Below are 24,103 nucleotides of genomic sequence, written 5' to 3' on the forward strand. Positions count from 1 at the left end.
GCCATGCAGATCCTGACGCCCGCGCTGCTCGCGCAATGGCTTGCCGACAAGACCCGCCCCGCGCCCGTCGTGCTCGACGTGCGCGAGCCGTGGGAAATCGCGACCGCGCAGATCGCCGGCAGCGTATCGATCCCGATGCAGCAGATCCCCGCGCGCAGCGAGGAGCTCGACGACGAAGCCGAGATCGTCTGCGTGTGCCATCACGGGATGCGCAGCGCGCAGGTCGCGATGTTCCTCGAATCGCGCGGCTTCACGAAGCTGTACAACCTGCAGGGCGGCATCGACGCGTGGTCGCGCGACGTCGATCCGTCGGTGCCGCGCTACTGATCCGGCTTGGCCGGCTGCACCGCGCCAGCCACACCTCGGCGGCCCCACTCAGGCGGCCCCACTCAGGCGGCCCCATGAATTGCCCGACGGGCGCGCATCGCGCGCCCGTTTTGCTTTCCCGCCCTACTCCGTTTCCTTCAGCGCCTCGGCGACGATCGCGAACAGCTCGACGATCTGCGCCTCCTCGATGATCAGCGGCGGCGAGCACGCAAGGATGTCGCCCGTATAGCGGACCATCGCACCCTTCTGGTAGCACTTGACGAACACGTCGTAAGCCCGCGCGCCGGGCTTGCCGTCGCGCGGCGTCAGCTCGATGCCGCCGACGAGGCCGAGATTGCGCACGTCGATCACGTGGCGCGCGTCCTTCAGCTTGTGGATCTCGCGCTCGAACACGGGCGCCATCCGCGCGGCGCGCTCGAACAGCCCTTCGCGCTCGTACAGGTCGATCGTCGCGCACGCGGCGGCCGCCGCGAGCGGATGCCCCGAGTACGTATAGCCATGGAACAGCTCGATGCCGGCCGGCGCGCCGTTCACGATCGCGTCGTGGATCGCGCCGCTCGCCGCCACCGCGCCCATCGGCACCGCCGCGTTGTTGGTGCCCTTCGCCATCGTCAGCAGGTCGGGCGTCACGTTGAAGAACTGTGCGGCGAACGGCGCGCCAAGCCGGCCCCAGCCGGTGATCACCTCGTCGAAGATCAGCAGGATGCCGTGCTTGTCGCACACCTCGCGCAGCCGTTCGAGATAGCCCTGCGGCGGAATCAGCACGCCCGTCGAGCCCGCGACCGGCTCGACGATCACCGCGGCGATCGTCGACGCGTCGTGCAGCGCGACGAGCCGCTCGAGCTCGTCGGCGAGGTGCGCGCCCCACGCGGGCTGCCCTTTCGAGAACGCGGCCTCCTTGAGGTTCAGCGTATGCGGCAGGTGGTCGACCGACGGCAGCAGCGCGCCCGAATACGCCTTGCGGTTCGGCGCGATCCCGCCGACCGAGATGCCGCCGAAGCCGACGCCGTGATAGCCGCGCTCGCGGCCGATGAAGCGCGTGCGCTGCCCTTCGCCGCGCGCGCGATGATAGGCGAGCGCGATCTTCAGCGCGGTGTCGACCGCTTCCGAGCCGGAATTCGTGAAGAAGATGTGCTTGAGATCGCCGGGCGTGTGGCGCGCGATCCGCGTGGCCGCCTCGAATGCCTTCGGATGGCCCATCTGGAAGGTCGGCGCGAAATCCATCTCCTCCGCCTGCGCCTTCACCGCCGCGACGATCTCGTCGCGGCAGTGCCCCGCGTTCACGCACCACAGCCCCGCGGTGCCGTCGAGGATGCGCCGGCCGTCGTGCGACGTGTAGTACATCCCCTTCGCCGACACCAGCAGCCGCGGCGCGTCCTTGAACTGGCGGTTGGCGGTAAACGGCATCCAGAACGCGGACAGGTCGGGCGTGTTCGTTTGCTGCTGACTCATGGACGGCTCCTCGGTGGGTTCGATCGGCGCGACGACACCGCGCCTTCAGGCTGCGACGCAAGTCGAAACCCGAGTGTAAGCACCGAAACCGTGAAGCACAATCGTGCACCAATAGTGCCCGCGGCACTGCACCGCGGCGGACCATTCGTGCCGCACCGCGCATCACGCGCACCGCGCCGCCGCCCGCGCAGGCACGTCCGCCGTGCATGTGCGCGACTGGCACATGCCTTGCGTAACCCTTGACGGTCGACGCCGAAACGGCGCGCACCCATCCAACACGTCAAGGGGAACTCGATGAAACGCCGCAGTCTGCTGAAGTTCGGATCGATGGCCGGCGCGCTCGCGCTGGCAGGCAAGAGCCCGTTCGCGCACGCCGCCGATGCCGGCACGGGGCCGATCAAGGTCGGCATCCTGCATTCGCTGTCCGGCACGATGGCGATCTCCGAGACGTCGCTGAAGGACACCGCGCTGATGACGATCGCCGACATCAACAAGAGCGGCGGCGTGATGGGCCGCAAGCTCGAGCCGGTGGTGGTCGACCCCGCGTCGAACTGGCCGCTGTTCGCCGAGAAGGCGCGCCAGCTGCTCACCCAGGACAAGGTGGCCTGCGTGTTCGGCTGCTGGACCTCGGTGTCGCGCAAGTCGGTGCTGCCCGTGTTCGAGGAGCTGAACGGCCTGCTCTACTACCCCGTGCAATACGAAGGCGAGGAAATGTCGCGCAACGTGTTCTACACGGGCGCCGCGCCGAACCAGCAGGCGATCCCGGCCGTCGAGTACCTGATGAGCGCGGAAGGCGGCGGCGCCAAGCGCTTCTTCCTGCTCGGCACCGACTACGTGTATCCGCGCACGACCAACAAGATCCTGCGCGCGTTCCTGAAATCGAAGGGCGTGAAGGATGCCGACATTCAGGAGGTCTACACGCCGTTCGGCCACAGCGATTACCAGACCATCGTCGCGAACATCAAGAATTTCTCGCAGGGCGGCAAGACGACCGTGATCTCGACGATCAACGGCGATTCGAACGTGCCGTTCTACAAGGAGCTCGGCAACCAGGGGATCAAGGCGACCGACGTGCCGGTCGTCGCGTTCTCGGTCGGCGAGGAGGAGCTGCGCGGGATCGACACGAAGCCGCTCGTCGGCCACCTCGCCGCATGGAACTACTTCATGTCGGTGAAGAACCCGTCGAACACGAAGTTCAAGGACCAGTTCGCCGCGTGGGTGAAGGCGAACAACCTGCCCGGCGGCACGAAGCGCGTGACCAACGACCCGATGGAAGCGACCTTCGTCGGCATCCACATGTGGAAGCAGGCGGTCGAGAAGGCGAAGAGCACCGACGTCGACAAGGTGCGCGTCGCGATGATCGGCCAGGCGGTGACCGCGCCGTCCGGCTTCACGCTGACGATGGACGGCAACCATCACCTGCACAAGCCGGTGATGATCGGCGAGATTCGCGGCGACGGCCAGTTCAACGTCGTGTGGAAGACCAAGACCGCGATCCGCGCGCAGCCGTGGAGCCCGTTCATCGCGGGCAACCAGGGCAAGCCGGACGTCGTCAGCTCGATCCCGGCGTTCCTGCGCCGGCAGCGCGCGGCGCTGGCCTGACGCGCCGCGGGCCGGGGCGCTGCGCGCATGCGCGGCACGCCGGTTGCGGGCGTCGCCGCCGACGCCCGCGCAACGCCGCACGAGACTTCCCCTCCACGCCTGCCAGGACTTCCCGATGCCCAGATTCCTTCGTCGCGCCGCTGTCGCCGCCGTCGCGTGCGCCGCCCTCGCGGGCGGCCTGCCGCGCGCCGCGTTCGCGCTGACGGCCGCCGACACCGCCGCGCTCGCCGGCGACGATTTCGACGCGAAGACGGCCGCGATCGAACGGCTCGCCGCCGATGCCGATCCGCACGCCGTCACGCTGCTCAACGCGCTGTCGAGCGGCGACGCGCTCGCGACCGGCGACGGCCGCATCCTGATCCAGACCGGCGACACCGCGCACGACGCGCTCACGCAGGCCGCCGCGCCGCCCGACGACGCGCAGCCGGTAACGCTGAACAACCTGCTGCGCACCAAGATCGCCGGCGCCTTGTCCGGCCTCGCGCTCGCGTCGCCGGACGCGGCCGCGCGACGCGACGCGATCGACGCGCTGCTGAAATCGCCCGACCCCGCGTTGAAGCCGATGATCGACCGCGCCCGCGCGAAGGAAACCGACCCGTCGCTGAAGCGCCGCCTCGACGCGCTGTGGGCGATCGCCGCGCTGCACGACGCCGATTCCGCGAAGCGCCTCGAAGCCGTGCAGGTCGTCGCCGCGCGCAGCGATCTCGACATGATCGAGCAGCTGCGCCCGCTCGTCGCGAAGAACGCCGACGGCAGCTTCGCCGAACCCGACGCGCGCGTGCGCGACGCCGCGCAGCAGGGGCTCGACGCATTGCATGCGCTGCAGCGCCGCGGCGAGATCGCGGGCACGCTGTTCGCGGGCCTGTCGCTCGGCAGCGTGCTGCTGCTCGCGGCGCTCGGCCTCGCGATCACCTACGGGCTGATCGGCGTGATCAACATGGCGCACGGCGAATTCCTGATGATCGGCGCGTATGCGACCTACGTCGTGCAGACGCTGATCCAGCGCTACGCGCCCGGCGCATTCGACTGGTATCCGCTCGTCGCGGTGCCCGTGTCGTTCGCGGCGGCCGCGCTCGTCGGCATCGTGCTCGAACGGCTCGTGCTGCGGCACCTGTACGGCCGCCCGCTCGAGACGCTGCTCGCGACCTTCGGCGTGAGCCTGATCCTGATCCAGGCGACGCGGATGCTGTTCGGCGCGCAGAACGTGCAGGTCGTGAACCCGTCGTGGATGAGCGGCGGCGTGACGGTGATGCAGAACCTGATCCTGCCGTACAACCGGCTCGTGATCCTCGCGTTCGCGCTCGCCGTGGTGTTCGTCGCGTGGGCCGTGCTGACGAAGACGCGCCTTGGCCTGTTCGTGCGCGCGGTCACGCAGAACCGCCGGATGGCCGCGTGCGTCGGCGTGAAGACCGCACGCGTCGACGCCTATGCGTTCGCGTTCGGCGCGGGCATCGCGGGCCTCGGCGGCTGCGCGCTGTCGCAGATCGGCAATGTCGGCCCCGATCTCGGCCAGAACTACATCATCGATTCGTTCATGGCCGTCGTGCTCGGCGGCGTCGGGCAGATCGCCGGCACCGTGCTCGGCGGCTTCGGGCTCGGCCTCGTCAGCAAGGCGATCGAGCCGTTCTGGGGCGCGGTGCTCGCGAAGATCGCGGTGCTCGTGATGATCGTGCTGTTCATCCAGAAACGTCCGCAGGGCATGTTCGCCCTGAAGGGACGCAGCGCGGAGGCTTGACGTGACTTCCATCACCGATTCGTTGTCGAACCCGGTCGCCAGCGCGCCGACGCCGCCCGCCGCCACGCGCGTGCAGGACGGCTTCGCGCTCGGCCTGCCGCCGCGCACCGCGCTGCTGTCGCGCTGCGCGTGGCTCGCGCTCGTCGCGCTGTGCGTCGCAATCGGCGTCGGCGTGCCGCTGGCGGCGCTCGTCGCGCCCGAGTCGAGCGCGTTCCATCTTTCCGCGTATGCGATGACGCTCGCCGGCAAGCTGATGTGCTACGCGATCGCGGCGCTCGCGCTCGATCTCGTGTGGGGCTACTGCGGGATCCTGAGCCTCGGCCACGGCCTGTTCTTCGCGCTCGGCGGCTATGCGATCGGCATGTACCTGATGCGCGAGATCGGCCGCGACGGCAAGTACGGCAGCGACCTGCCCGACTTCATGGTGTTCCTCGACTGGCACCAGCTGCCGTGGTACTGGAGCGGCACGAACCATCTCGCGCTCGCGCTGCTGCTGGTCGTGCTCGTGCCGGCCGTGCTCGCGTGGGTGTTCGGCTTCTTCACGTTCCGCTCGCGCGTGAAGGGCGTGTACCTGTCGATCATCACGCAGGCGATGACGTTCGCCGCGATGCTGCTGTTCTATCGCAACGAGACGGGCTTCGGCGGCAACAACGGCTTCACCGACTTCAAGCGCATCGCAGGTTTTCCGATCACGTCGCCCGGCACGCGCACGGTGCTGTTCCTGCTGACGTTCGCGACGCTCGTGCTCGCGTTCGTCGCCGCGCGCGCGATCGTCACGAGCAAGCTCGGGCGCGTCGTCACCGCGGTGCGCGACGGCGAGACGCGGCTGATGTTCCTCGGCTACAGCCCGCTCGCGTACAAGCTGTTCGTGTGGACCGTGTCGGCGGTGCTGTGCGGCATCGCCGGCGCGTTGTACGTGCCGCAGGTCGGCATCATCAACCCCGGCGAGATGTCGCCGGGCAACTCGATCGAGATGGCGATCTGGGTCGCGGTGGGCGGGCGCGGCACGCTGATCGGGCCGATCGTCGGCGCGTTCGCGGTGAACGGCGCGAAGAGCCTGTTCACCGCGTATTTCGCCGAATACTGGCTGTTCTTCCTCGGCCTGATCTTCGTGCTCGTGCCGCTGCTGCTGCCGCGCGGGATCATGGGGCTGGTCGAGGCGGTCATCTCCAAGGGGAAACGCGCATGAACGGCACTGCCCTCTACCAGTTCGCGCCGCCGAGCGAAGACGAGCTGCTCGCAGTGAGCGGCACCGCGTCGATGGGGCGCGTCGTCACGCCCGGCATCGACACGTCGCACGGCACGATCCTGTATCTCGAGGACATCGAGGTGAGCTTCGACGGCTTTCGCGCGCTGAACAAGCTGTCGCTCGCGATCGACGCGGGCGAGCTGCGCTGCGTGATCGGCCCGAACGGCGCGGGCAAGACGACGATGATGGACGTGATCACCGGCAAGACGCGCCCCGACGCGGGCAAGGTGTTTCTCGGCCAGACGCTCGACCTGTCGCGCATGAGCGAACCGGAAATCGCGCGCACGGGCATCGGCCGCAAGTTCCAGAAGCCGACCGTGTTCGAGCAGCACCCCGTGTGGGAGAACCTCGAGCTCGCGATGCAGGCCGACAAGGGCTGGCTCGCATCGCTGCGCGCGCGGCTCGACCGCGCGGCGCAAGCGAAGATCGAGGAGACGCTCGCGCTGATCGGCCTCGAGGAGCACGCGTTCCGCGCGGCCGGCGAGCTGTCGCACGGGCAGAAGCAGCGGCTCGAGATCGGCATGCTGCTGATGCAGCGCCCCGCGCTGCTGCTGCTCGACGAGCCGGCGGCCGGGATGACCGACCACGAGACGATGGAGCTCGCCGAGTTGCTGAACACGCTGCGCGGCACCTGCTCGATGATGGTCGTCGAGCACGACATGGAATTCGTCGCGGCGCTCGCGGGCGACACGGGCCGCGTGACGGTGATGGCCGAAGGCGCGGTGCTCGCGCAAGGCACGCTCGACCAGGTCAAGCGCGACGACGCGGTGATCGAGTCTTACCTCGGACGGTAATGCAATGCTGAAGATCGATGCACTGAACCAGTACTACGGCGGCAGCCACATCCTGCGCAACGTGAGCCTCGCCGCCGACGACGGCAGGCTCACCGTGCTGCTCGGCCGCAACGGCGTCGGCAAGAGCACGCTGCTGCGCTGCCTGATGGGGGTCGTCGCCGCGAAGAGCGGCACGGTGTCGTGGCGCGGCACGGCGCTCGGCGCGATGCCGCCGTATGCGCGCGTCGCGGCCGGGCTCGCGTACGTGCCGCAGGGCCGCGACATCTTTCCGCGGCTCACCGTCGAGGAGAACCTGCTCGTCGGCGCGGCCAGCCGGCGCGCGCCGTCGAAAGTGCCGGATCGCATCTACGCGCTCTTTCCGGTGCTGAAGGACATGCGCGCGCGGCGCGGCGGCGACCTGTCGGGCGGCCAGCAGCAGCAGCTCGCGATCGGCCGCGCGCTGATGAGCGAGCCGCAGCTGCTGATCCTCGACGAGCCGACCGAGGGCATCCAGCCGTCGATCATCCAGGACATCGGCCGCACGCTGCGGCAGCTCGTCGACGAATCGAAGATGACCGTGCTGCTCGTCGAGCAGTATTACGACTTCGCGCAGTCGATCGCCGATCGCTACTGGGTGATGAGCCGCGGCGAGATCGTCGCGGGCGGCGAGGCGAAGGACATGGAGACGAACGGCGTGCGGGAGCTGATCGCGGTCTGACGTGCGGCACGGCGGTAGGCACGATGGTACGCACGGCAGCGAATACGAGCAGCCGGTTCGCAAGACGCCCGCACGCGGCGCTTTCAACGAACGCGGCATCTGCATTATTGTTCCGGTAGCATCCACGTTCCTCGCGCCCGTTTCCCTCGTTTTCCGTTCGCCGCCGATGTCTGCCCCCGATTCGCACGCTCCGCTGTCCCGCCCCGCCGTCGCCAAGTCGTGGCGCGCCCGGCTCGAACTCGGCTTCGAGCGGCACGGCGCGCGCACGACGCTCGTCCACCGGCTGCACGACGGCCCGCTGCGCGTGCAGCGGCCGCTGTATCCGGAAGGCGACGCGATTTGCCACGCGGTGATCGTCCATCCGCCGGGCGGCGTCGCGGGCGGCGACCGGCTCGACATCGACATCGCGCTCGGCGACGGCACGCACGCGGTGCTGACCACGCCCGGCGCGACCAAGTGGTACAAGTCGAACGGCCTCGACGCGACGCAGCGCATCGGCATCACGGTCGGCCGGGATGCGAAGCTCGACTGGCTGCCGCAGAACAACCTGTTCTTCGACGCCGCGCATGCGTCGCTCGACTTCACGCTGACGCTCGGCGCCGGCGCGAGCGCGATCGGCTGGGATGCGGCGCAGCTCGGCCGCCAGGCGGCCGGCGAAGCGTGGTCGGCGGGCCGCATCGCGGCAGCGTCGGCCTTCGTCGACGCCGACGGGCGGCCGCTGTGGGCCGAGCGCGCACGGCTCGACGCGCACGACGCATTGCGCGCCGCGCCGCAGGGCCTGGCCGGCTTCCCCGTGTTCGGCACGCTCTGGGCGGCCGGCGCCGCATGCGATGCCGCGCTCGCCGAAGCGCTCGCCGAGCGGATGCCGTTCGACGACACCCTGCGCGCCGGCGCGACCTGCGTGACGCCGGGTGTCGTGCTCGTGCGCGCGCTCGCCGTGTCGATGGAAGCGCTGCAGCGCCATTTCACCGAATGCTGGCTGCACCTGCGGCCGATCGTGCACGGCGTGGACGCGCGGCCGCTGCGCCTCTGGCAGACCTGATCCCGATCGCCGATCCCCTCGGCCCGAACGCACCACTTCGGCGCAGCGCCGTGCCCCGCGCTGCACGCCGCGCAGGCAGCGCGCACCACGAACGCGCATTCGCGTGCGCTTCGCATGCATGGCATGCGACTTGCTGCTTACAGATCCGATACACGGCGCACGCCGAATGGCGCGGTGCTACGATGGGCCGCGCTTAAGTGCTGCCCTTCGCACCACTGCAATGCGCCGAGAAAAATTACGTTTTCCTGAACGCTTGCCTTCATGAAACTGACTCCCCGCGAAAAAGACAAGCTGCTGATCTTCACGGCAGCGTTGCTGGCCGAGCGCCGCCGCGCGCGCGGCCTGAAGCTCAACTATCCGGAAGCGGTCGCGTTCATCACCGCCGCGCTGATGGAAGCCGCGCGCGACGGCAAGACCGTCGCCGAGGTGATGCACTACGGCACGACGCTGCTCACGCGCGACGACGTGATGGACGGCGTGCCGGAGATGATTCCCGACATCCAGGTCGAGGCGACCTTCCCGGACGGCACCAAGCTCGTCACCGTCCATCACCCGATTCCGTGAGGCCCTGCGCATGATCCCCGGCGAAATCCTCACCGACGACGGCGAGCACGAACTGAACGCGGGCCGCGCGACGATCGTGCTCACCGTCGCGAACACCGGCGACCGCCCCGTGCAGGTCGGCTCGCACTACCACTTCCACGAAGTCAACGACGCGCTGTCGTTCGACCGCGCCGCCGCGCGCGGCTTCCGGCTCAACATCGCGGCCGGCACGGCGGTGCGCTTCGAGCCGGGCCAGACGCGCACCGTCGAGCTCGTCGCGCTCGCGGGCGAACGCGCCGTCTACGGTTTTCAGGGCAAGGTGATGGGGCCGCTGTAAGCCGCGCCCCGCTCTTCAGGAACAGCAACATGACACTACGCTTGAGCCGCCGCGCGTACGCGGAGATGTTCGGGCCGACGACGGGCGACCGCATCCGTCTCGCCGATACCGAGCTGCTGATCGAGATCGAACGCGATTTCACGATCTACGGCGAGGAAGTGAAGTTCGGCGGCGGGAAGGTGATCCGCGACGGCATGGGCCAGTCGCAGCGCGTCGCCGCCGAGGTGCCCGACACCGTCGTGACGAACGCGGTGATCCTCGACCACTGGGGCATCGTGAAGGCCGACATCGCGATCAAGCACGGCCGCATCGCCGCGATCGGCAAGGCCGGCAACCCGGACATCCAGCCGGGCGTGACGATCCCGATCGGCGCGGCCACCGAGGTGATCGCCGGCGAAGGGCTGATCGTGACGGCCGGCGGCATCGACACGCACATCCACTTCATCAGCCCGCAGCAGATCGACGAGGCGCTGGCCTCCGGCGTCACGACGATGCTCGGCGGCGGCACGGGCCCCGCCACCGGCACCAACGCGACCACCTGCACGCCGGGCCCGTGGCACATGGAGCGGATGCTGCAGGCCGCCGACGGCTGGCCGATCAACCTCGGCTTTCTCGGCAAGGGCAACGCGAGCCTGCCGCAGCCGCTCGTCGAGCAGATCGCGGCCGGTGCGATCGGCCTGAAGCTGCACGAGGACTGGGGCACGACGCCCGCCGCGATCGACAACTGCCTGTCGGTTGCCGACGACACCGACACGCAGGTCGCGATCCACACCGACACGCTGAACGAAGCGGGCTTCGTCGAATCGACGGTCGCCGCGTTCAAGGGCCGCACGATCCACACGTATCACACCGAAGGCGCGGGCGGCGGCCATGCGCCCGACATCCTGAAGGTGTGCGGCGAGTCGAACGTGCTGCCGTCGTCGACCAACCCGACGCGCCCGTATACGATCAACACACTCGACGAGCATCTCGACATGCTGATGGTGTGCCATCACCTCGATCCGTCGATCGCCGAGGATCTCGCGTTCGCCGAATCGCGGATTCGCCGCGAGACGATCGCGGCCGAGGACATCCTGCACGATCTCGGCGCGCTGTCGATGCTGTCGTCGGATTCGCAGGCGATGGGCCGCGTCGGCGAGGTGATCATCCGCACCTGGCAGACCGCGCACAAGATGAAGGTGCAGCGCGGCGCGCTGCCCGAGGACAGCGCGCGCCACGACAACTTCCGCGCGAAGCGCTATGTCGCGAAGTACACGATCAACCCGGCGCTCACGCACGGCATCGCGCACGAGGTCGGCTCGATCGAGCCCGGCAAGTGGGCCGACCTCGTGCTGTGGGAGCCCGCGTTCTTCGGCATCAAGCCGACGATGATCCTGAAGGGCGGGATGATCGCGATGGCGCAGATGGGCGACCCGAACGCGTCGATCCCGACGCCGCAGCCCGTCCACTATCGCGAGATGTTCGCCACGCGCGGCGGCGCGCTCGCGCGCACCTCGCTGACCTTCGTGTCGCAGATGGCGGCCGATGCGGGCATCGCCGAGCGCTACGGGCTCGCGAAGCGGATCGTGCCGGTGCGCAACTGCCGCAGCGTGACGAAGGCCGACATGATCCACAACGCGTGGCGCCCCGCGATCAGCGTCGACCCCGAAACCTACGACGTGATCGCCGACGGCCAGCTGCTCACCTGCGAGCCGGCCACCGTGCTGCCGATGGCGCAGCGTTATTTCCTGTTCTGATTCCCGGTTCTCGTTTCATGCGCACCATCGACAAACGCATTGCCCCGAACGTGAAGCTCGCCGCGTCGCTCGTTTCGCGCGCGCCGACGCTCACGCTCGCCTACGACGCCCGCTGCAGGAGCCGCCTCGCGGCGACGCTCGACACCGGCGAAGACGTCGCGCTCGTGCTGCCGCGCGGCACCGTGCTGCGCGACGGCGACGTGCTCGTCGCCGACGACGGCGCGCTCGTGCGCGTCGCGGCCGCGACCGAAACCGTGCTGCTCGTGCGCGCGCCGGATCCGCTGACCTTCACGCGCGCCGCGTATCACCTCGGCAACCGCCACACGCCGGTCGAGATCGGCGACGGCTACCTGAAGCTCGAGGCCGATCCCGTGCTCGCCGACATGCTGCGGCGGCTCGGCGCGCAGGTCGAGCAGGTCGATGCGCCGTTCCAGCCGGAAGCCGGCGCCTATGGCGGCGGCCACAAGCACGGGCACGACGCGACGTTCGCCGAGGATTACGCGCTTGCGCAGCAGGTGTTCGGCGAGCATCACGGCCACTCGCACTCGCACTCGCACGATCACGATCACCAGCATGGCCCGGGATGCGCACACGGGCACGGCCACGGTCATGACCACCACTGAACTCGTCGCGCTGCTGCACCTCGCGTCGCCGGCGCTGCCGATCGGCGCGTTCAGCTATTCGCAAGGGCTCGAAGCGGCGCTCGACGCGAACCTGATCCACGACGCCGACACCGCGCGCGACTGGATCGCGAGCGGCCTCGCCGACGTGCTCGCGCACGGCGAACTGCCGTTCCTCGCACACCAGCTCGCGCGCTGGCACGCGCACGACGCCGACGCGCTCGCGCGCGAGAACGCGTGGTTCGTCGCGAGCCGCGAATCGGCGGAGCTGCGCCGCGAGACCGAACAGATGGGCTGGTCGCTCGCGCAGCTCTGCACGTCGCTCGAATGGGGCGACCCGGCGCGCCGCGCGACGCTTGCGGCGCTCTCGCCGATCGCGCTGCCGACCGCATTCGCCTATGCGGCGGCCGCGCACGACGCCCGCCCCGACGCGCTGCTCGCCGCCTACGCGTTCGGCTGGGTCGAGAACCAGACGGCCGCCGCGCTGAAGGCAGTGCCGCTCGGCCAGCTCGCCGGCCAGAAAATCATCGTCGCGCTGCGCGGCGCGATCGACGCGGCTGTGCAGCGCGCGCTCGCGACGCCGCCCGACCGGATCAACACGTTCGCGCCGCAGCTCGGCATCCTGTCCGCGCGGCACGAAACCCAGTACTCGCGGCTGTTCCGCTCCTGACCGACCCACACGCCATGAACGCACCCTACTCCCCGTCCGCCCGCCGCACGAAGAAACTGCCGCCGCTGCGCGTCGGCATCGGCGGGCCGGTCGGCTCCGGCAAGACCACGCTGCTCGAAATGCTGTGCAAGGCGATGCGCGACACGTACGACCTCGTCGCGATCACCAACGACATCTACACGAAGGAAGACCAGCGCCTGCTGACGGTCGCGGGCGCGCTGCCCGAGGAACGGATCATGGGCGTCGAGACGGGCGGCTGCCCGCACACGGCGATCCGCGAGGATGCGTCGATCAACCTGGAAGCCGTCGACCGGATGCTCGCGCGCTTCCCCGACGCGGACATCGTGTTCATCGAATCCGGCGGCGACAACCTCGCGGCGACCTTCAGCCCCGAGCTGTCGGACCTGACGATCTACGTGATCGACGTCGCGGGCGGCGAGAAGATTCCACGCAAGGGCGGCCCCGGCATCACGAAATCGGACCTGCTCGTGATCAACAAGACCGACCTCGCGCCGCTCGTCGGCGCGAACCTCGACGTGATGGCGTCCGATACGAAGAAGATGCGCGGCGCGCGGCCGTACGTGATGACGAACCTGAAGGCGCTCGACGGCGTCGCGGACGTCGTCGCGTTCATCGAGAAGAAGGGATTGCTGAAGGTGTGAACCGCAAGGCGGCGGGCGCATGCACGATGCGGCGCCCGCATTTGCCTGCATCACGCCTACTCGTCCTGCGCGACCCGCTCGCCGTTCGCGACGGATGGCAGCAGCGCGGCCAGCACGTCGACCGAGCGCGCGGTCGCGCCGCGATGGCGCGCCGCGAATGCCGCGCCGGCCGCGCCCATCGCAACGCGCCGCGCATGGTCGGCGAACAGCGCGTCGAGCACGTGCGCGAGATCGAGCGGATCCTCGACCTGCAGCGCGGCGCCGGCCGCGACCGCATCGGCGGTCGCCTGCGTAAAGTTGAACACGTGCGGGCCGATCAGCACCGGCACGCCAACCGCGCACGCCTCGATCAGGTTCTGCCCGCCGAGCGGCAGCAGGCTGCCGCCGATGAACGCGACGTCGGCCGCCGCGTAATACGCGCCCAACTCGCCCATCGAATCGCCGAGCAGCACCGTCACGTCGGACGGCAGCGGCGGCGCCGCCGGACGGCCCGCCGCGAGCGCGGCGGCATCCGCCGCCCAGGCCGAGCGCCGCACGCACTTGCGGTTGCTGCGCGCGACCAGCGCCTCGACTTCGCCGAAGCGCTGCGGATGGCGCGGCACCAGGATCAGCAGCGCATCCGGCGTCTTGACCGCGTCGAACGCCTGCAGCACCAGCGCCTCCTCGTTCTCGCGCGTGCTCGCCGCGACCCACACCGGGCGCGTGCCGATCGCATCGCGCCACGCGCGGCCGCGCGCCGCGAGCTCCGGCGGCGTCGTCATGTCGAACTTCAGGTTGCCGAGCACCGCCACGTTGCGCGCACCGAGCGACGTCAGGCGTTCCGCATCGGCCGGGCTCTGCGCGAGCACCCGCGAAAAGCCGCCAAACACGTCGCGCGTCGCCGCGCCGAACTTCGCCGCGCGCTTGTACGAACGCGCGGACATCCGCGCATTGGTCAGCACGAGCGGCACGTCCGCGCGGCGGCATTCGTCGATCAGCGTCGGCCACACCTCGGTTTCCATCACGAGGCCGAGCGTCGGCCGCCATGCGCGCAGGAAGCGCCGCACCGCGCCCGGCATGTCGTACGGCAGGTAGCAGCGCAGCACGCGATCGCCGAAGATCTGCGTGCCGGTCGCGCGGCCGCTCGGCGTCATGTGCGTGAGCAGGATGCGCGCGTCCGGGCGCGCCTTCATCAGCGCGTCGATCAGCGGCTGCGCGGCGCGCGTCTCGCCCACCGACACCGCGTGCACCCAGATCAGCGGCGCGCGGTCGTCCGGCCCGCGGCCCGGCCCGCAGCCGAAGCGCTCGCCGATATGCTCGCGGTAGCCGCGCTCCTTGCGCGAACGCACGATCAGGCGCACGACCGCGAGCGGCGCGACGAGCCACCACAGCGCGCGATAAATCACCCTCAGCATGAAGCGGCCACCTCGTGTCGTCGATTGCGGGGCGCGCTCAAACCAGCGCCCTGCCCGTGAGGCGCTCGAGGATGCCGAGCGGCGCGCATTCGCGCCGCACCATCGCGTCGACCGGCAGGAAGAAGGTCTGCTCGAGCATGAACTGGCCGGACATCACAGCGTGCGAAGTCTGATCCGAGAAACATATCCACACGCTGCCCGGCGGGAACGGCATGGTTTCCTGCGGGCTGGTCTTCTGGTAGTCGAGATCGGCCTTCATGCCGTCGTGCAGGTTCAGCATCAGGTGGTCGTACGCGCTGCGCGGCGTCTTCGTCACGTGCAGCAGGTTCAGCAGCCACGCGGAACCCGGCAATTGCGGCTTGATGCGCGGCAGGAAGCGCTTCGCGACGTCCTCGAACGGCTCGCCGACGCGCCACACGCGCGGCGCGCCGGCCGGGTTCACGTTGGTAAACACGCGCAGGATCCGCTCGCCGTAGTTCGGGCGCGACGGGAACGCGTCGACGTGCAGCCGGCTGTCGTCCTTGCGCCACGACGTCTGGCGCGTCTCGACCTGCATCAGGCGCAGGCTCGTCGGCGCGACGCGCAGCTTGCCGCGATATTCGGGGAAAAGGCCGTCGACGAGCGCGCCGGCCTGCTGCTGGAAGCGCGCGACGAGCGCGCGCACCGCCGACTGGGTGACGTTGTCGCCGAGCACGCCCGCGAGCGCGCCGCCGTTCGGCGCGAGGCTGATGTTCTTGCGTTTCGGGTCGGCCAGCGCCGGATCGAGCAGCGCTTCCTCGCCGCCTTCGATTGCGAAGCGCAGGTGCGGGAAATACAGCACCTTGCCCTCTTCGACCGCGGCCAGCAGCTGCTCGCGCGGCAGCGACAGATTGTGTCCGCGCCAGTCGGCGGACGAGACTTCGATGATCTGGGATTCGCTCATGGTCCTGGAGTGCGTGCGGTTACAGGAGACCGAAGCCCGCGAGCGCCGACTTCACCTGCGCGATCGACGGGGGCTGGCCCGCCGTGCCGAGGTTGACGACGTTCGGCGACCAGTAGCCGCCGGTCCGCCAGGCCGTCGCGAAATTGTACAGTTCGACCGTCGGACGCTTCAGCGCGGCGGCGATATGAACCAGACCTGTATCAACCCCGACGGTGGCCGCCGCGCCGTCGATCAGGCCGACCACCGCCGGCAGCGACAGCTTCGGCGGCACGATCGCCGCCGCGCCGAATTCCTTCGCGAGCCGCTCGCTCGTCGCGCGTTCCGCGTCGTTGCCCCACGGCAGCACGAGCGACGCGCCGCGCCGCACCAGCGACTGGCCGAGCTCGATCCACGCGGCGTCCGGCCACTGCTTGTCGGCGCGCGACGTCGCATGGACGAACACCACGTACGGCACCGGCAGGTTCAGCCCGAGCGCGGCGACCGCGCGCGACGCCGCGGCCGTGTCGAGGCCGAAGTCGATCGGGTCGGCCGGCGCCGGCGCCGGATCGCCGAGCGCGGCCGCGACGAGCTGCCGCGTGCGTTCGACCACATGGGTGCGCGGCTCGATCGGCACGCGCTTGCGGTAGAAGAAGCGCACCGGCCATTCGTAGCCGGCGCCGTCGGTGCGGTTGCCGAGGCCGACGAGCGGGCCGCGCGCCCAGCTCGCGACCCACGCGGTCTTGATGAGCCCCTGGCAGTCGATCACGAGGTCGTAGCGCTCGGCGGCGAGTTGCTTGCGGAACGCGCGGATCTCGCGCCAGGTCGCGCCGGAGAACGGCTTCTTGCGCCAGCGGCGCAGCGAGAACGGCAGCACGCGGCGCACGCCGTCGACGAGCTTCACGAGGTCGACGAAGCTCTCCTCGACGAGCCAGTCGATCTGCGCATCGGGGTGGCGCCGCCGGATGTCGGCGATCACCGGCATGTTGTGCACGACGTCGCCCAGCGACGACACGCGCACGATCAGGATCTTTTGCACGCTGAAAAAACGCCGGCGGACGGCCGGCGACAGGCATAAAGACGCGATTTTATCGCGGCCGGGGGCCCCGATAGACAAAAAGCGGCCGCACGCCTTGCGCGTGCGCCGCTTTTCGGGGCTGATATCGCTTCATGCCGGCGGCCGCCAGGCCGCCGGTCTCACTCAGAACGGCAGCTTCACGTCCGGCTTCGCGGCCGTCAGCACGCGGCGGAAGTCTTCCTGGATGCGCTTCAGACCTTCCTGCGTCTCCGATTCGAAACGCATCACGACCACCGGCGTCGTATTCGACGAACGTGCGAGGCCGAAGCCGTCCGGATACTCGACGCGCAGCCCGTCGATCGTCACGACTTCGTCCGCGCCATCGAACTTCGCTTCCTTCTGCAGCTTCTCGATCAGGCGGAAGTTCTCGCCCTCGTCGAGCCAGAGCTGCAGCTCCGGCGTGCACATCGCGTCCGGCAGCGCGTTGAGCAGCGCGCTCGGATCGGCCGTCTTCGCGAGGATCTCGAGCAGGCGCGCGCCCGTGTAGAGGCCGTCGTCGAAACCGTACCAGCGGTCCTTGAAGAACACGTGGCCGCTCATCTCGCCCGCGAGCGGCGCGCCGGTTTCGCGCAGCTTCGCCTTCACGAGCGAATGGCCCGTCTTCCACATCAGCGGCTCGCCGCCCTTCTCCTTCACCCACTGCGCGAGATGGCGCGTGCACTTCACGTCGTAGATGATCTGCGCGCCCGGGTTGCGCGACAGCACTTCCTCGGCGAACAGCATCAGCTGGCGGTCCGGATAGATGATCTGGCCGTCCTTCGTGACGACGCCGAGACGGTCGCCGTCGCCGTCGAACGCGAAACCGATTTCCGCGTCGGTTTCCTTCAGCGCGCGGATCACGTCCTGCAGGTTTTCCGGGTGTGCGGGATCGGGATGGTGGTTCGGGAAGGTGCCGTCGATATCGGTGAACAGCTCGACGAGTTCGCAGCCGAGCGCCTTGAACAGGCGCGGCGCGAGTTCGCCGGCGACGCCGTTGCCGGCATCGACGACGATCTTCAGCGGCCGCGCCAGCTTGATGTCGCCGGCGATGCGCGCGACGTACTGATCCGACACGTCGATCTGCTCGTACGTGCCGCTGCCCGACTCGAAGCGCGTGTCGACGATGCGGCGGTACAGCGCCTGGATCTGCTCGCCGTAGATCGCCGCGCCGCGCAGCACCATCTTGAAGCCGTTGTAGTCCGGCGGATTGTGGCTGCCCGTGACGACGATGCACGAATCGACGCGGCGCTCGCCGCCCTTCAGCGCGAGCGGCACGCTCGCCGCGAAGTAGCCGACCGGCGTCGGCACCATGCCGACGTCGACGACGTCGACGCCCGCTGCACGCAGGCCGTCGGCCAGCGCACCGACCAGTTCGGGGCCCGACAGCCGGCCGTCGCGCGCGACGACGACCGCGTCGCCGCCCTGCGCGCGCACTTCGCTGCCGAACGCACGGCCGATCGCACGCGCCGTGTCGGCGTCGAGCGTCTTGCCGACCACGCCGCGGATGTCATATGCCTTGAAGATGGATTGGGAAATCATCGATTCACTCTCGGTTGCGTGCATGGAAACTATTGGCCGCCTGGTCGGCGGCGCCCGGCATGGCGGCCGGGGCCTGCCGGGGTGGGTCGAGATGGCGGAAGCGACCCCGAACCCACTTATAATCGCTCGTTTTGATTACGCGGATACCGCCCATTTTAATGCCTAGCCGTTCCGCCGCCGCAAAACGGGCGCCCGCCGGCGCCGTTGCGCCCGCCCCGTGCGCCTGCCGGCGCGCCGCGCCATGCTGAAGCGTCTCGCCAACCCTGACGTCGCGAAAGCCGTCTCGAACCTGGTCTGGCTGGGGCTCGAACGGCTCACGCAGATCGGCGTCGCGATCGCGGTCAGCGGCCTTCTGGCCCGTTATTTCGGGCCGGACGTGTTCGGCAAATGGCAGTATGCGAATACGCTGCTCCTCGTGCTGGCGCCGCTCACCTGGGTGTGCGGCGCGGAAATCCTGGTTCCGACCATCGTGCAGCGGCCGGCCGAACAGCTCGGCGCCGTGCTCGGCAGCGCGTTCGCGCTGCGTATCGCCGTGTCGGCTGCCGCGCTCGCCGCGACCTGGATCGCGATCGCCGCCGGCGCGTTCGATCCGCTCGTCGGCGCGATGCTCGCCGGCCTCGCGGTGACGATGATCTTCCGCGAACCGTTCGTCGGCGTCGTCAACGCGTGGCTGCAGAGCATGACGTACAGCAAGCCGCAGCTCGTCGCCAGCATGGTCACGGCGCTCGCCAAGGCCGCGCTCGTGTGGCTGCTGGTGCGCGCCGCCGCCGGGCCCGCGCGCTTCGCGTGGCTGTGGGCGCTCGAGGCGGCCGCGATCGGCGCCGTGCTGCTGCTGTACTTCCGCCACCGCCACGGCGGCGCGCTCGGCTGGCGCGTCGAGCGGGCGCTGTTCCGGCATTTCGCGACGGCCGGCACGGTGTTCTGGCTCGGCCTCATCTGCATGTACCTGTTCCTCAAGCTCGACCGCCTGATGCTCGAGCGCGCCGTATCGTTCGCCGATCTCGGCCGCTATGCCGCCGCGCAGCAGCTCAACGAGAACTGGATCACGCTCGCGCTGATGCTTGCACAGACCATCGCGCCCGCGTTCGTGTACCGCGTGCAGGACGTCGCGCGGCTGCGCCGCAACATCGTCCGGCTGATCGCGATGACGGCCGCCCTGATGGCCGCCGGCGCGCTCGTGCTCGACGCGGCCGCGCCGCTGATCGTCGGCAAGGTGTTCGGGCCCGGCTACGAAGCGTCGGTCGACATCTTCCGCTGGGCCGTCTGGCTGTCCGTGCCGGCCGGCGTCGAGGCGATAGGCAATCTTATCGTTCTCAAATATCAAGCAAAATTCGTGTTGCTGGCAAAGTGGCTGCTCGCGCTCGCGATCGCCGCGCTCGTCAACCTGGTCGCGATCCCGCGGCTCGGCCTGTACGGCGCGCTCGTCGGGCTGGCCGGCGGCTATCTCGCCGCCGCCGCGGTCAATTTTTATTACATCCGTTTCAAGCTGCGCTCATGACGTCCCCTATTTCCGCGCCGCGCGCCGCCGGCCCGCTCGGCGACGTCGCCGTGCTGATGCCGGCCTACAACGCGCACGACGACGTCGTCCGGACCCTCGCGTCGTTTCACGAGGACGCGCCTGTATACGTGCTCGTCGTCGACGACGGCAGCACGCCGCCGATCGCCGTGCCGAACTTGGCCGGCCTCACGGTCGAGGTGCTGCGCATGCCGCAGAACGGCGGCATCGAGCGCGCGCTCGCAGCCGGCATCGATGCGCTCGCCGCGCGCGGTTTCCGCTATGCGGCCCGCATCGACGCGGGCGACCTCGCCGCGCCGCAGCGGCTCGCGAAGCAGCGCGCGTACCTCGACGCGCACCCGCAGGTCGCCTGCGTCGGCATGTGGACGCAGGTCGTGTCGCGCGCCGGCGAGCCGCGCTTCATGCTGACGCCGCCCGCCGATCCGCGCGTGCTGCGCCGCACCCGCTTCCTGCGCTCGCCGCTCGTGCATCCGTCGGTGATGCTGCGCGTCGACGCGGTGCGCGAGGTCGGCAACTATCGCGAGCAATACCGCGCGGCCGAGGATCTCGATCTTTTTTTACGCTTAATGCAACGCTACGATTGCGCGAACCTGCCGGAGCTCGGCCTCTACTACGAGCTCAACGAAGGCGGGATCAGTGCGACCAAGCGGCGGCGCCAGCTGCTGTCGACGCTTGCGCTGCTGCTGCGCCATTTCAACGCGCTGAACCCGTACGACTGGGCAGGCCTCGCCAAGAACCTGCTGCATTTCGTGACGCCGTACCGGACGCTGCAGCGGATCAAGCAGGCGCTGTTCGCCGCGCGGCCGTCCGCGTGACGCATATTCGGCTTATTCGACGCTTTATTTTTTCTTTTTTTCATGACCGCCTCTCCTCCGCTGCGCATCGTGCTGGTCTGCAACACGGCCTGGGCGATCTACACGTATCGCCACGGACTGATCCGCATGCTCGTCGCGCGCGGCGCCGAGGTGATCGTCGCCGCGCCGCACGACCGCACGGTGCCATTGCTCGAACAGATGGGCTGCCGCTACGTGCCGCTCGCGGTCGCGTCGAAAGGCACGAGCCCGCGCGAGGATCTCGGCACGCTCGCCGCGCTGTACCGCCATTACCGCGCGCTCGCGCCTGACCTCGTGTTCCATTACACGATCAAGCCGAACATCTACGGCTCGGTCGCCGCGTGGCTCGCGCGCGTGCCGTCGGTGGCCGTGACGACCGGGCTCGGCTACGTGTTCATCCAGAAGAGCCGCGCGGCGAGCGTCGCGAAGCGGCTCTACCGGTTCGCGTTCCGGTTCCCGCGCGAAGTCTGGTTCCTGAACCGCGACGACCTCGCGACCTTCACCGACGAGCGGCTGCTCGCGCACCCCGAGCGCGCGCACCTGCTGCACGGCGAAGGCGTCGATCTCGAACAGTTCGCGCCCGTGCCGCTGCCGGCGGGCGACGCGCCCGTGTTCATCCTGATCGGCCGGCTGCTGTGGGACAAGGGCGTGCGCGAATACGTCGACGCCGCGCGCGCCGTGCGTGCGCGGCATCCGCACGCGCGCTTCCAGCTGCTCGGCCCGCTCGGCGTCGACAACCCGAGCGCGATCGGCCGCGCGGACGTCGACGCGTGGGTGCGCGAAGGCGTCGTCGAATACCTCGGCGAAGCGCACGACGTGCGCCCGCACATTGCCGCCGCCGACTGCGTCGTGCTGCCGTCGTACCGCGAAGGCGTGCCGCGCACGCTGATGGAGGCCTCCGCGATGGGCCGCCCGATCGTCGCGACCGACGTGCCGGGCTGCCGCGACGTCGTCGCCGACGGCGAGACCGGCCTGCTGTGCGCGGCGCGCGACAGCGCGAGCCTGGCCGCGCGCCTCGTGCAGATGATCGAGCTCGGCCCGGCCGGCCGCGCAGCGATGGGCGCGCGCGGCCGCCGCAAGGTGGCCGCCGAATTCGACGAGCAGAAGGTCGTCGAACGATACACAATCACCATACGCGCCTTGACGGGCGTCACTCTCTGAAGGAGCACGAAGCCATGACCACGAAGGGAACGATTCTCGTGACGGGCGGTGCGGGCTACATCGGCTCGCACACCGCGGTCGAATTGCTCGATCACGGCTATGACGTCGTCATCGTCGACAACCTCGTCAACAGCAAGGCCGAATCGGTGCGGCGCGTCGCGCAGATCACCGGCAAGACGCCGGCGTTCCACCAGGTCGACGTGTGCGACGAGGCCGCGCTCGGCAAAGTGTTCGACGCGCACCCGATCACCGGCGCGATCCATTTCGCGGCGCTGAAGGCAGTCGGCGAATCGGTCGCGAAGCCGCTCGAGTACTACCGCAACAACATCGGCGGGCTGCTGACGGTGCTCAAGGTGATGCGCGAGCGCAACGTGAAGCAGTTCGTGTTCAGCTCGTCGGCGACCGTGTACGGCGTGCCCGAGCGCTCGCCGATCGACGAATCGTTCCCGCTGTCGGCGACCAACCCGTACGGCCAGTCGAAGCTGATCGCCGAGCAGGTGCTGCGCGATCTCGAGCTGTCCGACCCGTCGTGGCGGATCGCGACGCTGCGCTACTTCAACCCGGTCGGCGCGCATGCAAGCGGCCTGATCGGCGAGGATCCGTCCGGCATCCCGAACAACCTGATGCCGTACGTCGCGCAGGTCGCCGTCGGCAAGCTGGACAGGCTGCGCGTGTTCGGCTCCGACTACCCGACGCCGGACGGCACCGGCGTGCGCGACTACATCCACGTGGTCGATCTCGCGCAAGGCCACATTGCCGCGCTCGACGCGCTGGTGAAGCGCGATGCGAGCTTCGTCGTGAACCTTGGCACGGGCCAGGGCTACAGCGTGCTGGAAGTGGTGCGCGCGTTCGAGAAGGCGTCGGGCCGGCCAGTGCCGTACGAGCTCGTCGCGCGCCGCCCGGGCGACGTCGCCGAGTGCTACGCGAACCCGCAGGCCGCGGCCGACGTCATCGGCTGGCGCGCGAAATACGGCCTCGACGAGATGTGCGTCGACCACTGGCGCTGGCAGGAGAACAACCCGCGCGGTTTTGTATAATCCGCTGTCCCATTTCCGAGCAATCCCATGCTCAGCTTCGCGTCCGGTTTCATCGTTTCCCTGCTCGTCACGCTCTTCATCGTGCGCTACGCCCATCTGCACGAGAAGTTCTCGGTGGACAGCGATCTGGCCGGCGTGCAGAAATTCCATGTGCGGCCCGTGCCGCGCGTCGGCGGCATCGGGATCCTGGCCGGGGTCGTCGCGTCGGCGCTGCTGCTCATGCAGCGCTACCCGACGATCGCCGGCAGCATCCTCGGGCTGGTCGCCTGCGGGATGCCGGCCTTCCTGTCCGGGCTCGTCGAGGACCTGACCAAGCGCGTGTCGCCGCGTGCGCGGCTGATCTGCACGATGGGCGCCGCGGCGCTCGCGTTCGGCGTGCTGCACATCGCGGTCACGCGCATCAGCGTGCCGCCGCTCGACTTCCTGCTCGGCTACGTCGCGATCTCCGCGTTCGTCACGGTGCTCGCGGTCGCGGCGCTCGCGAACGCGGTCAACATCATCGACGGCTTCAACGGGCTCGCGTCGATGGTCAGCTTCATGATGTTCGCGTCGCTCGCGTATGTCGCGTTCCAGGTCGGCGACCCGGTCGTGATGTCGGCGTCGTTCATCATGATGGGCGCGGTGCTCGGTTTCTTCGTGTGGAATTTCCCGGCCGGGCTGATCTTTCTCGGCGACGGCGGCGCGTACTTCATCGGCTTCATGCTCGCCGAGCTCGCGATCCTGCTGGTGATGCGCAACCGCGAAGTGTCCGCGTGGTATCCGGTGCTGCTGTTCATGTATCCGATCTTCGAGACCTGCTTCTCGATCTACCGGAAGAAATTCGTGCGCGGGATGTCGCCGGGGATTCCGGACGGCGTGCACCTGCATATGCTCGTGTACAAGCGCCTGATGCGCTGGGCGGTCGGCACGAAGCAGGCGTATGACCTGACGCGGCGCAATTCGCTGACGTCGCCGTATCTGTGGCTGCTGTGCCTCGTTGCCGTGATTCCGGCGACGCTGTTCTGGCGGCATACGGTGCATCTGTTCGCGTTTGTGGTGCTGTTCGCGCTGACTTATGTGTGGCTGTACATCAGTATCGTGCGGTTCAAGGCGCCGCGGTGGATGGTGGTGCGCAAGACGCGGCGCCACAACCCCTGAGCGGCCTGCCTGTCGCAACAAAAAAGCGCCCCGTGGGCGCTTTTTTGTTGCCGCGTGCCTGCCAG

23 protein-coding genes are annotated in these 24,103 nt (G+C 69.2%); 18 read left to right on the forward strand and 5 right to left on the reverse strand.

Annotated features, from left to right (window positions below):
* Positions 1-3 precede the first annotated feature (3 nt).
* Positions 4-327 carry a rhodanese-like domain-containing protein gene (locus ABFO07_RS15105; RefSeq protein WP_017332929.1) on the forward strand — a complete coding sequence of 108 codons (324 nt, stop codon included), beginning with the start codon at positions 4-6 and terminating at the stop codon, positions 325-327.
* Between the two features lie 123 nt (positions 328-450).
* On the opposite strand, the gene ABFO07_RS15110 is transcribed toward ABFO07_RS15105, so the two are convergent.
* Positions 451-1,779: an aspartate aminotransferase family protein gene (locus tag ABFO07_RS15110; RefSeq protein ID WP_059891568.1), complete on the reverse strand. Its 1,329-nt coding sequence runs from the start codon at positions 1,777-1,779 to the stop codon at positions 451-453.
* Positions 1,780-2,073: 294 nt separating this feature from the next.
* Here ABFO07_RS15110 and urtA point away from each other — a divergent pair, with 294 nt between their 5' ends.
* From urtA to ureG, 12 genes are all read left to right on the forward strand, one after another.
* Complete coding sequence (urtA, locus tag ABFO07_RS15115) at positions 2,074-3,381, forward strand: urea ABC transporter substrate-binding protein (protein ID WP_059565383.1); 1,308 nt, start codon at positions 2,074-2,076, stop codon at positions 3,379-3,381.
* Between the two features lie 115 nt (positions 3,382-3,496).
* On the forward strand, positions 3,497-5,116 hold the full coding sequence (urtB, locus tag ABFO07_RS15120; protein WP_124491532.1) for an urea ABC transporter permease subunit UrtB: 1,620 nt from the start codon (positions 3,497-3,499) through the stop codon (positions 5,114-5,116).
* Position 5,117: 1 nt separating this feature from the next.
* A complete protein-coding gene (gene urtC, locus ABFO07_RS15125) occupies positions 5,118-6,305 on the forward strand; it encodes an urea ABC transporter permease subunit UrtC (RefSeq protein WP_347467791.1) in 1,188 nt (395 codons plus the stop codon).
* Positions 6,302-7,159 carry an urea ABC transporter ATP-binding protein UrtD gene (gene urtD / locus ABFO07_RS15130; protein ID WP_059565381.1) on the forward strand — a complete coding sequence of 286 codons (858 nt, stop codon included), beginning with the start codon at positions 6,302-6,304 and terminating at the stop codon, positions 7,157-7,159. Before urtC ends, urtD begins: the two co-directional genes overlap by 4 nt.
* Before the next feature lie 4 nt (positions 7,160-7,163).
* Positions 7,164-7,856, forward strand: a complete 693-nt coding sequence (urtE, locus tag ABFO07_RS15135) for an urea ABC transporter ATP-binding subunit UrtE (protein ID WP_059909787.1) — start codon at positions 7,164-7,166, stop codon at positions 7,854-7,856.
* Positions 7,857-8,022: 166 nt separating this feature from the next.
* Complete coding sequence (locus ABFO07_RS15140) at positions 8,023-8,898, forward strand: urease accessory protein UreD (RefSeq protein WP_059565379.1); 876 nt, start codon at positions 8,023-8,025, stop codon at positions 8,896-8,898.
* Positions 8,899-9,159: 261 nt separating this feature from the next.
* The gene (ureA, locus tag ABFO07_RS15145) at positions 9,160-9,462 is read left to right on the forward strand and encodes an urease subunit gamma (RefSeq protein ID WP_006406310.1); all 303 of its coding nucleotides are present in this window, start codon (positions 9,160-9,162) and stop codon (positions 9,460-9,462) included.
* Positions 9,463-9,472: 10 nt separating this feature from the next.
* The gene (locus ABFO07_RS15150; protein ID WP_059565377.1) at positions 9,473-9,778 is read left to right on the forward strand and encodes an urease subunit beta; all 306 of its coding nucleotides are present in this window, start codon (positions 9,473-9,475) and stop codon (positions 9,776-9,778) included.
* A gap of 29 nt (positions 9,779-9,807) precedes the next feature.
* The gene (gene ureC, locus ABFO07_RS15155; RefSeq protein WP_059565376.1) at positions 9,808-11,514 is read left to right on the forward strand and encodes an urease subunit alpha; all 1,707 of its coding nucleotides are present in this window, start codon (positions 9,808-9,810) and stop codon (positions 11,512-11,514) included.
* 17 nt (positions 11,515-11,531) lie between these two features.
* Positions 11,532-12,137 carry an urease accessory protein UreE gene (gene ureE / locus ABFO07_RS15160; RefSeq protein ID WP_059884988.1) on the forward strand — a complete coding sequence of 202 codons (606 nt, stop codon included), beginning with the start codon at positions 11,532-11,534 and terminating at the stop codon, positions 12,135-12,137.
* On the forward strand, positions 12,124-12,804 hold the full coding sequence (locus tag ABFO07_RS15165; RefSeq protein ID WP_347467793.1) for an urease accessory protein UreF: 681 nt from the start codon (positions 12,124-12,126) through the stop codon (positions 12,802-12,804). The genes ureE and ABFO07_RS15165 overlap by 14 nt, the downstream gene beginning before the upstream one ends.
* A 14-nt stretch (positions 12,805-12,818) precedes the next feature.
* Positions 12,819-13,466, forward strand: a complete 648-nt coding sequence (gene ureG / locus ABFO07_RS15170) for an urease accessory protein UreG (RefSeq protein WP_059565374.1) — start codon at positions 12,819-12,821, stop codon at positions 13,464-13,466.
* Between the two features lie 56 nt (positions 13,467-13,522).
* Here the strand turns inward: ureG and waaA are convergent, their stop codons facing one another.
* The 4 genes from waaA to ABFO07_RS15190 all read right to left on the reverse strand — a co-directional run bounded on the left by waaA (position 13,523) and on the right by ABFO07_RS15190 (position 18,354).
* On the reverse strand, positions 13,523-14,860 hold the full coding sequence (gene waaA, locus ABFO07_RS15175) for a lipid IV(A) 3-deoxy-D-manno-octulosonic acid transferase (protein WP_347467795.1): 1,338 nt from the start codon (positions 14,858-14,860) through the stop codon (positions 13,523-13,525).
* A 37-nt stretch (positions 14,861-14,897) separates the two neighbouring features.
* Entirely contained in the window at positions 14,898-15,782 is an 885-nt protein-coding gene (locus ABFO07_RS15180) for a Kdo hydroxylase family protein (RefSeq protein ID WP_059565372.1), read from the reverse strand.
* A gap of 19 nt (positions 15,783-15,801) precedes the next feature.
* Entirely contained in the window at positions 15,802-16,797 is a 996-nt protein-coding gene (waaC, locus tag ABFO07_RS15185) for a lipopolysaccharide heptosyltransferase I (protein WP_017332911.1), read from the reverse strand.
* Positions 16,798-16,959: 162 nt separating this feature from the next.
* Positions 16,960-18,354, reverse strand: a complete 1,395-nt coding sequence (locus tag ABFO07_RS15190) for a phosphomannomutase/phosphoglucomutase (RefSeq protein ID WP_059565370.1) — start codon at positions 18,352-18,354, stop codon at positions 16,960-16,962.
* Positions 18,355-18,595: 241 nt separating this feature from the next.
* Between ABFO07_RS15190 and ABFO07_RS15195 the strand changes: the two genes are divergently transcribed.
* From ABFO07_RS15195 to ABFO07_RS15215, 5 genes are read left to right on the forward strand one after another with little or no spacing between them, the layout of a single operon-like run.
* A complete protein-coding gene (locus tag ABFO07_RS15195) occupies positions 18,596-19,852 on the forward strand; it encodes an oligosaccharide flippase family protein (protein ID WP_060160862.1) in 1,257 nt (418 codons plus the stop codon).
* The gene (locus ABFO07_RS15200; RefSeq protein WP_347467798.1) at positions 19,849-20,685 is read left to right on the forward strand and encodes a glycosyltransferase; all 837 of its coding nucleotides are present in this window, start codon (positions 19,849-19,851) and stop codon (positions 20,683-20,685) included. The genes ABFO07_RS15195 and ABFO07_RS15200 overlap by 4 nt, the downstream gene beginning before the upstream one ends.
* A gap of 42 nt (positions 20,686-20,727) precedes the next feature.
* A complete protein-coding gene (locus ABFO07_RS15205) occupies positions 20,728-21,864 on the forward strand; it encodes a glycosyltransferase family 4 protein (RefSeq protein ID WP_059565367.1) in 1,137 nt (378 codons plus the stop codon).
* 14 nt (positions 21,865-21,878) lie between these two features.
* Positions 21,879-22,901, forward strand: coding sequence for a UDP-glucose 4-epimerase GalE (galE, locus tag ABFO07_RS15210; protein ID WP_059884998.1), 1,023 nt, complete (start codon positions 21,879-21,881; stop codon positions 22,899-22,901).
* Between the two features lie 27 nt (positions 22,902-22,928).
* Positions 22,929-24,038, forward strand: a complete 1,110-nt coding sequence (locus tag ABFO07_RS15215) for an MraY family glycosyltransferase (RefSeq protein ID WP_059885000.1) — start codon at positions 22,929-22,931, stop codon at positions 24,036-24,038.
* Positions 24,039-24,103 lie beyond the last annotated feature (65 nt).

The organism is Burkholderia stagnalis (assembly GCF_039848545.1).
GTDB classification, from domain to species: domain Bacteria; phylum Pseudomonadota; class Gammaproteobacteria; order Burkholderiales; family Burkholderiaceae; genus Burkholderia; species Burkholderia stagnalis.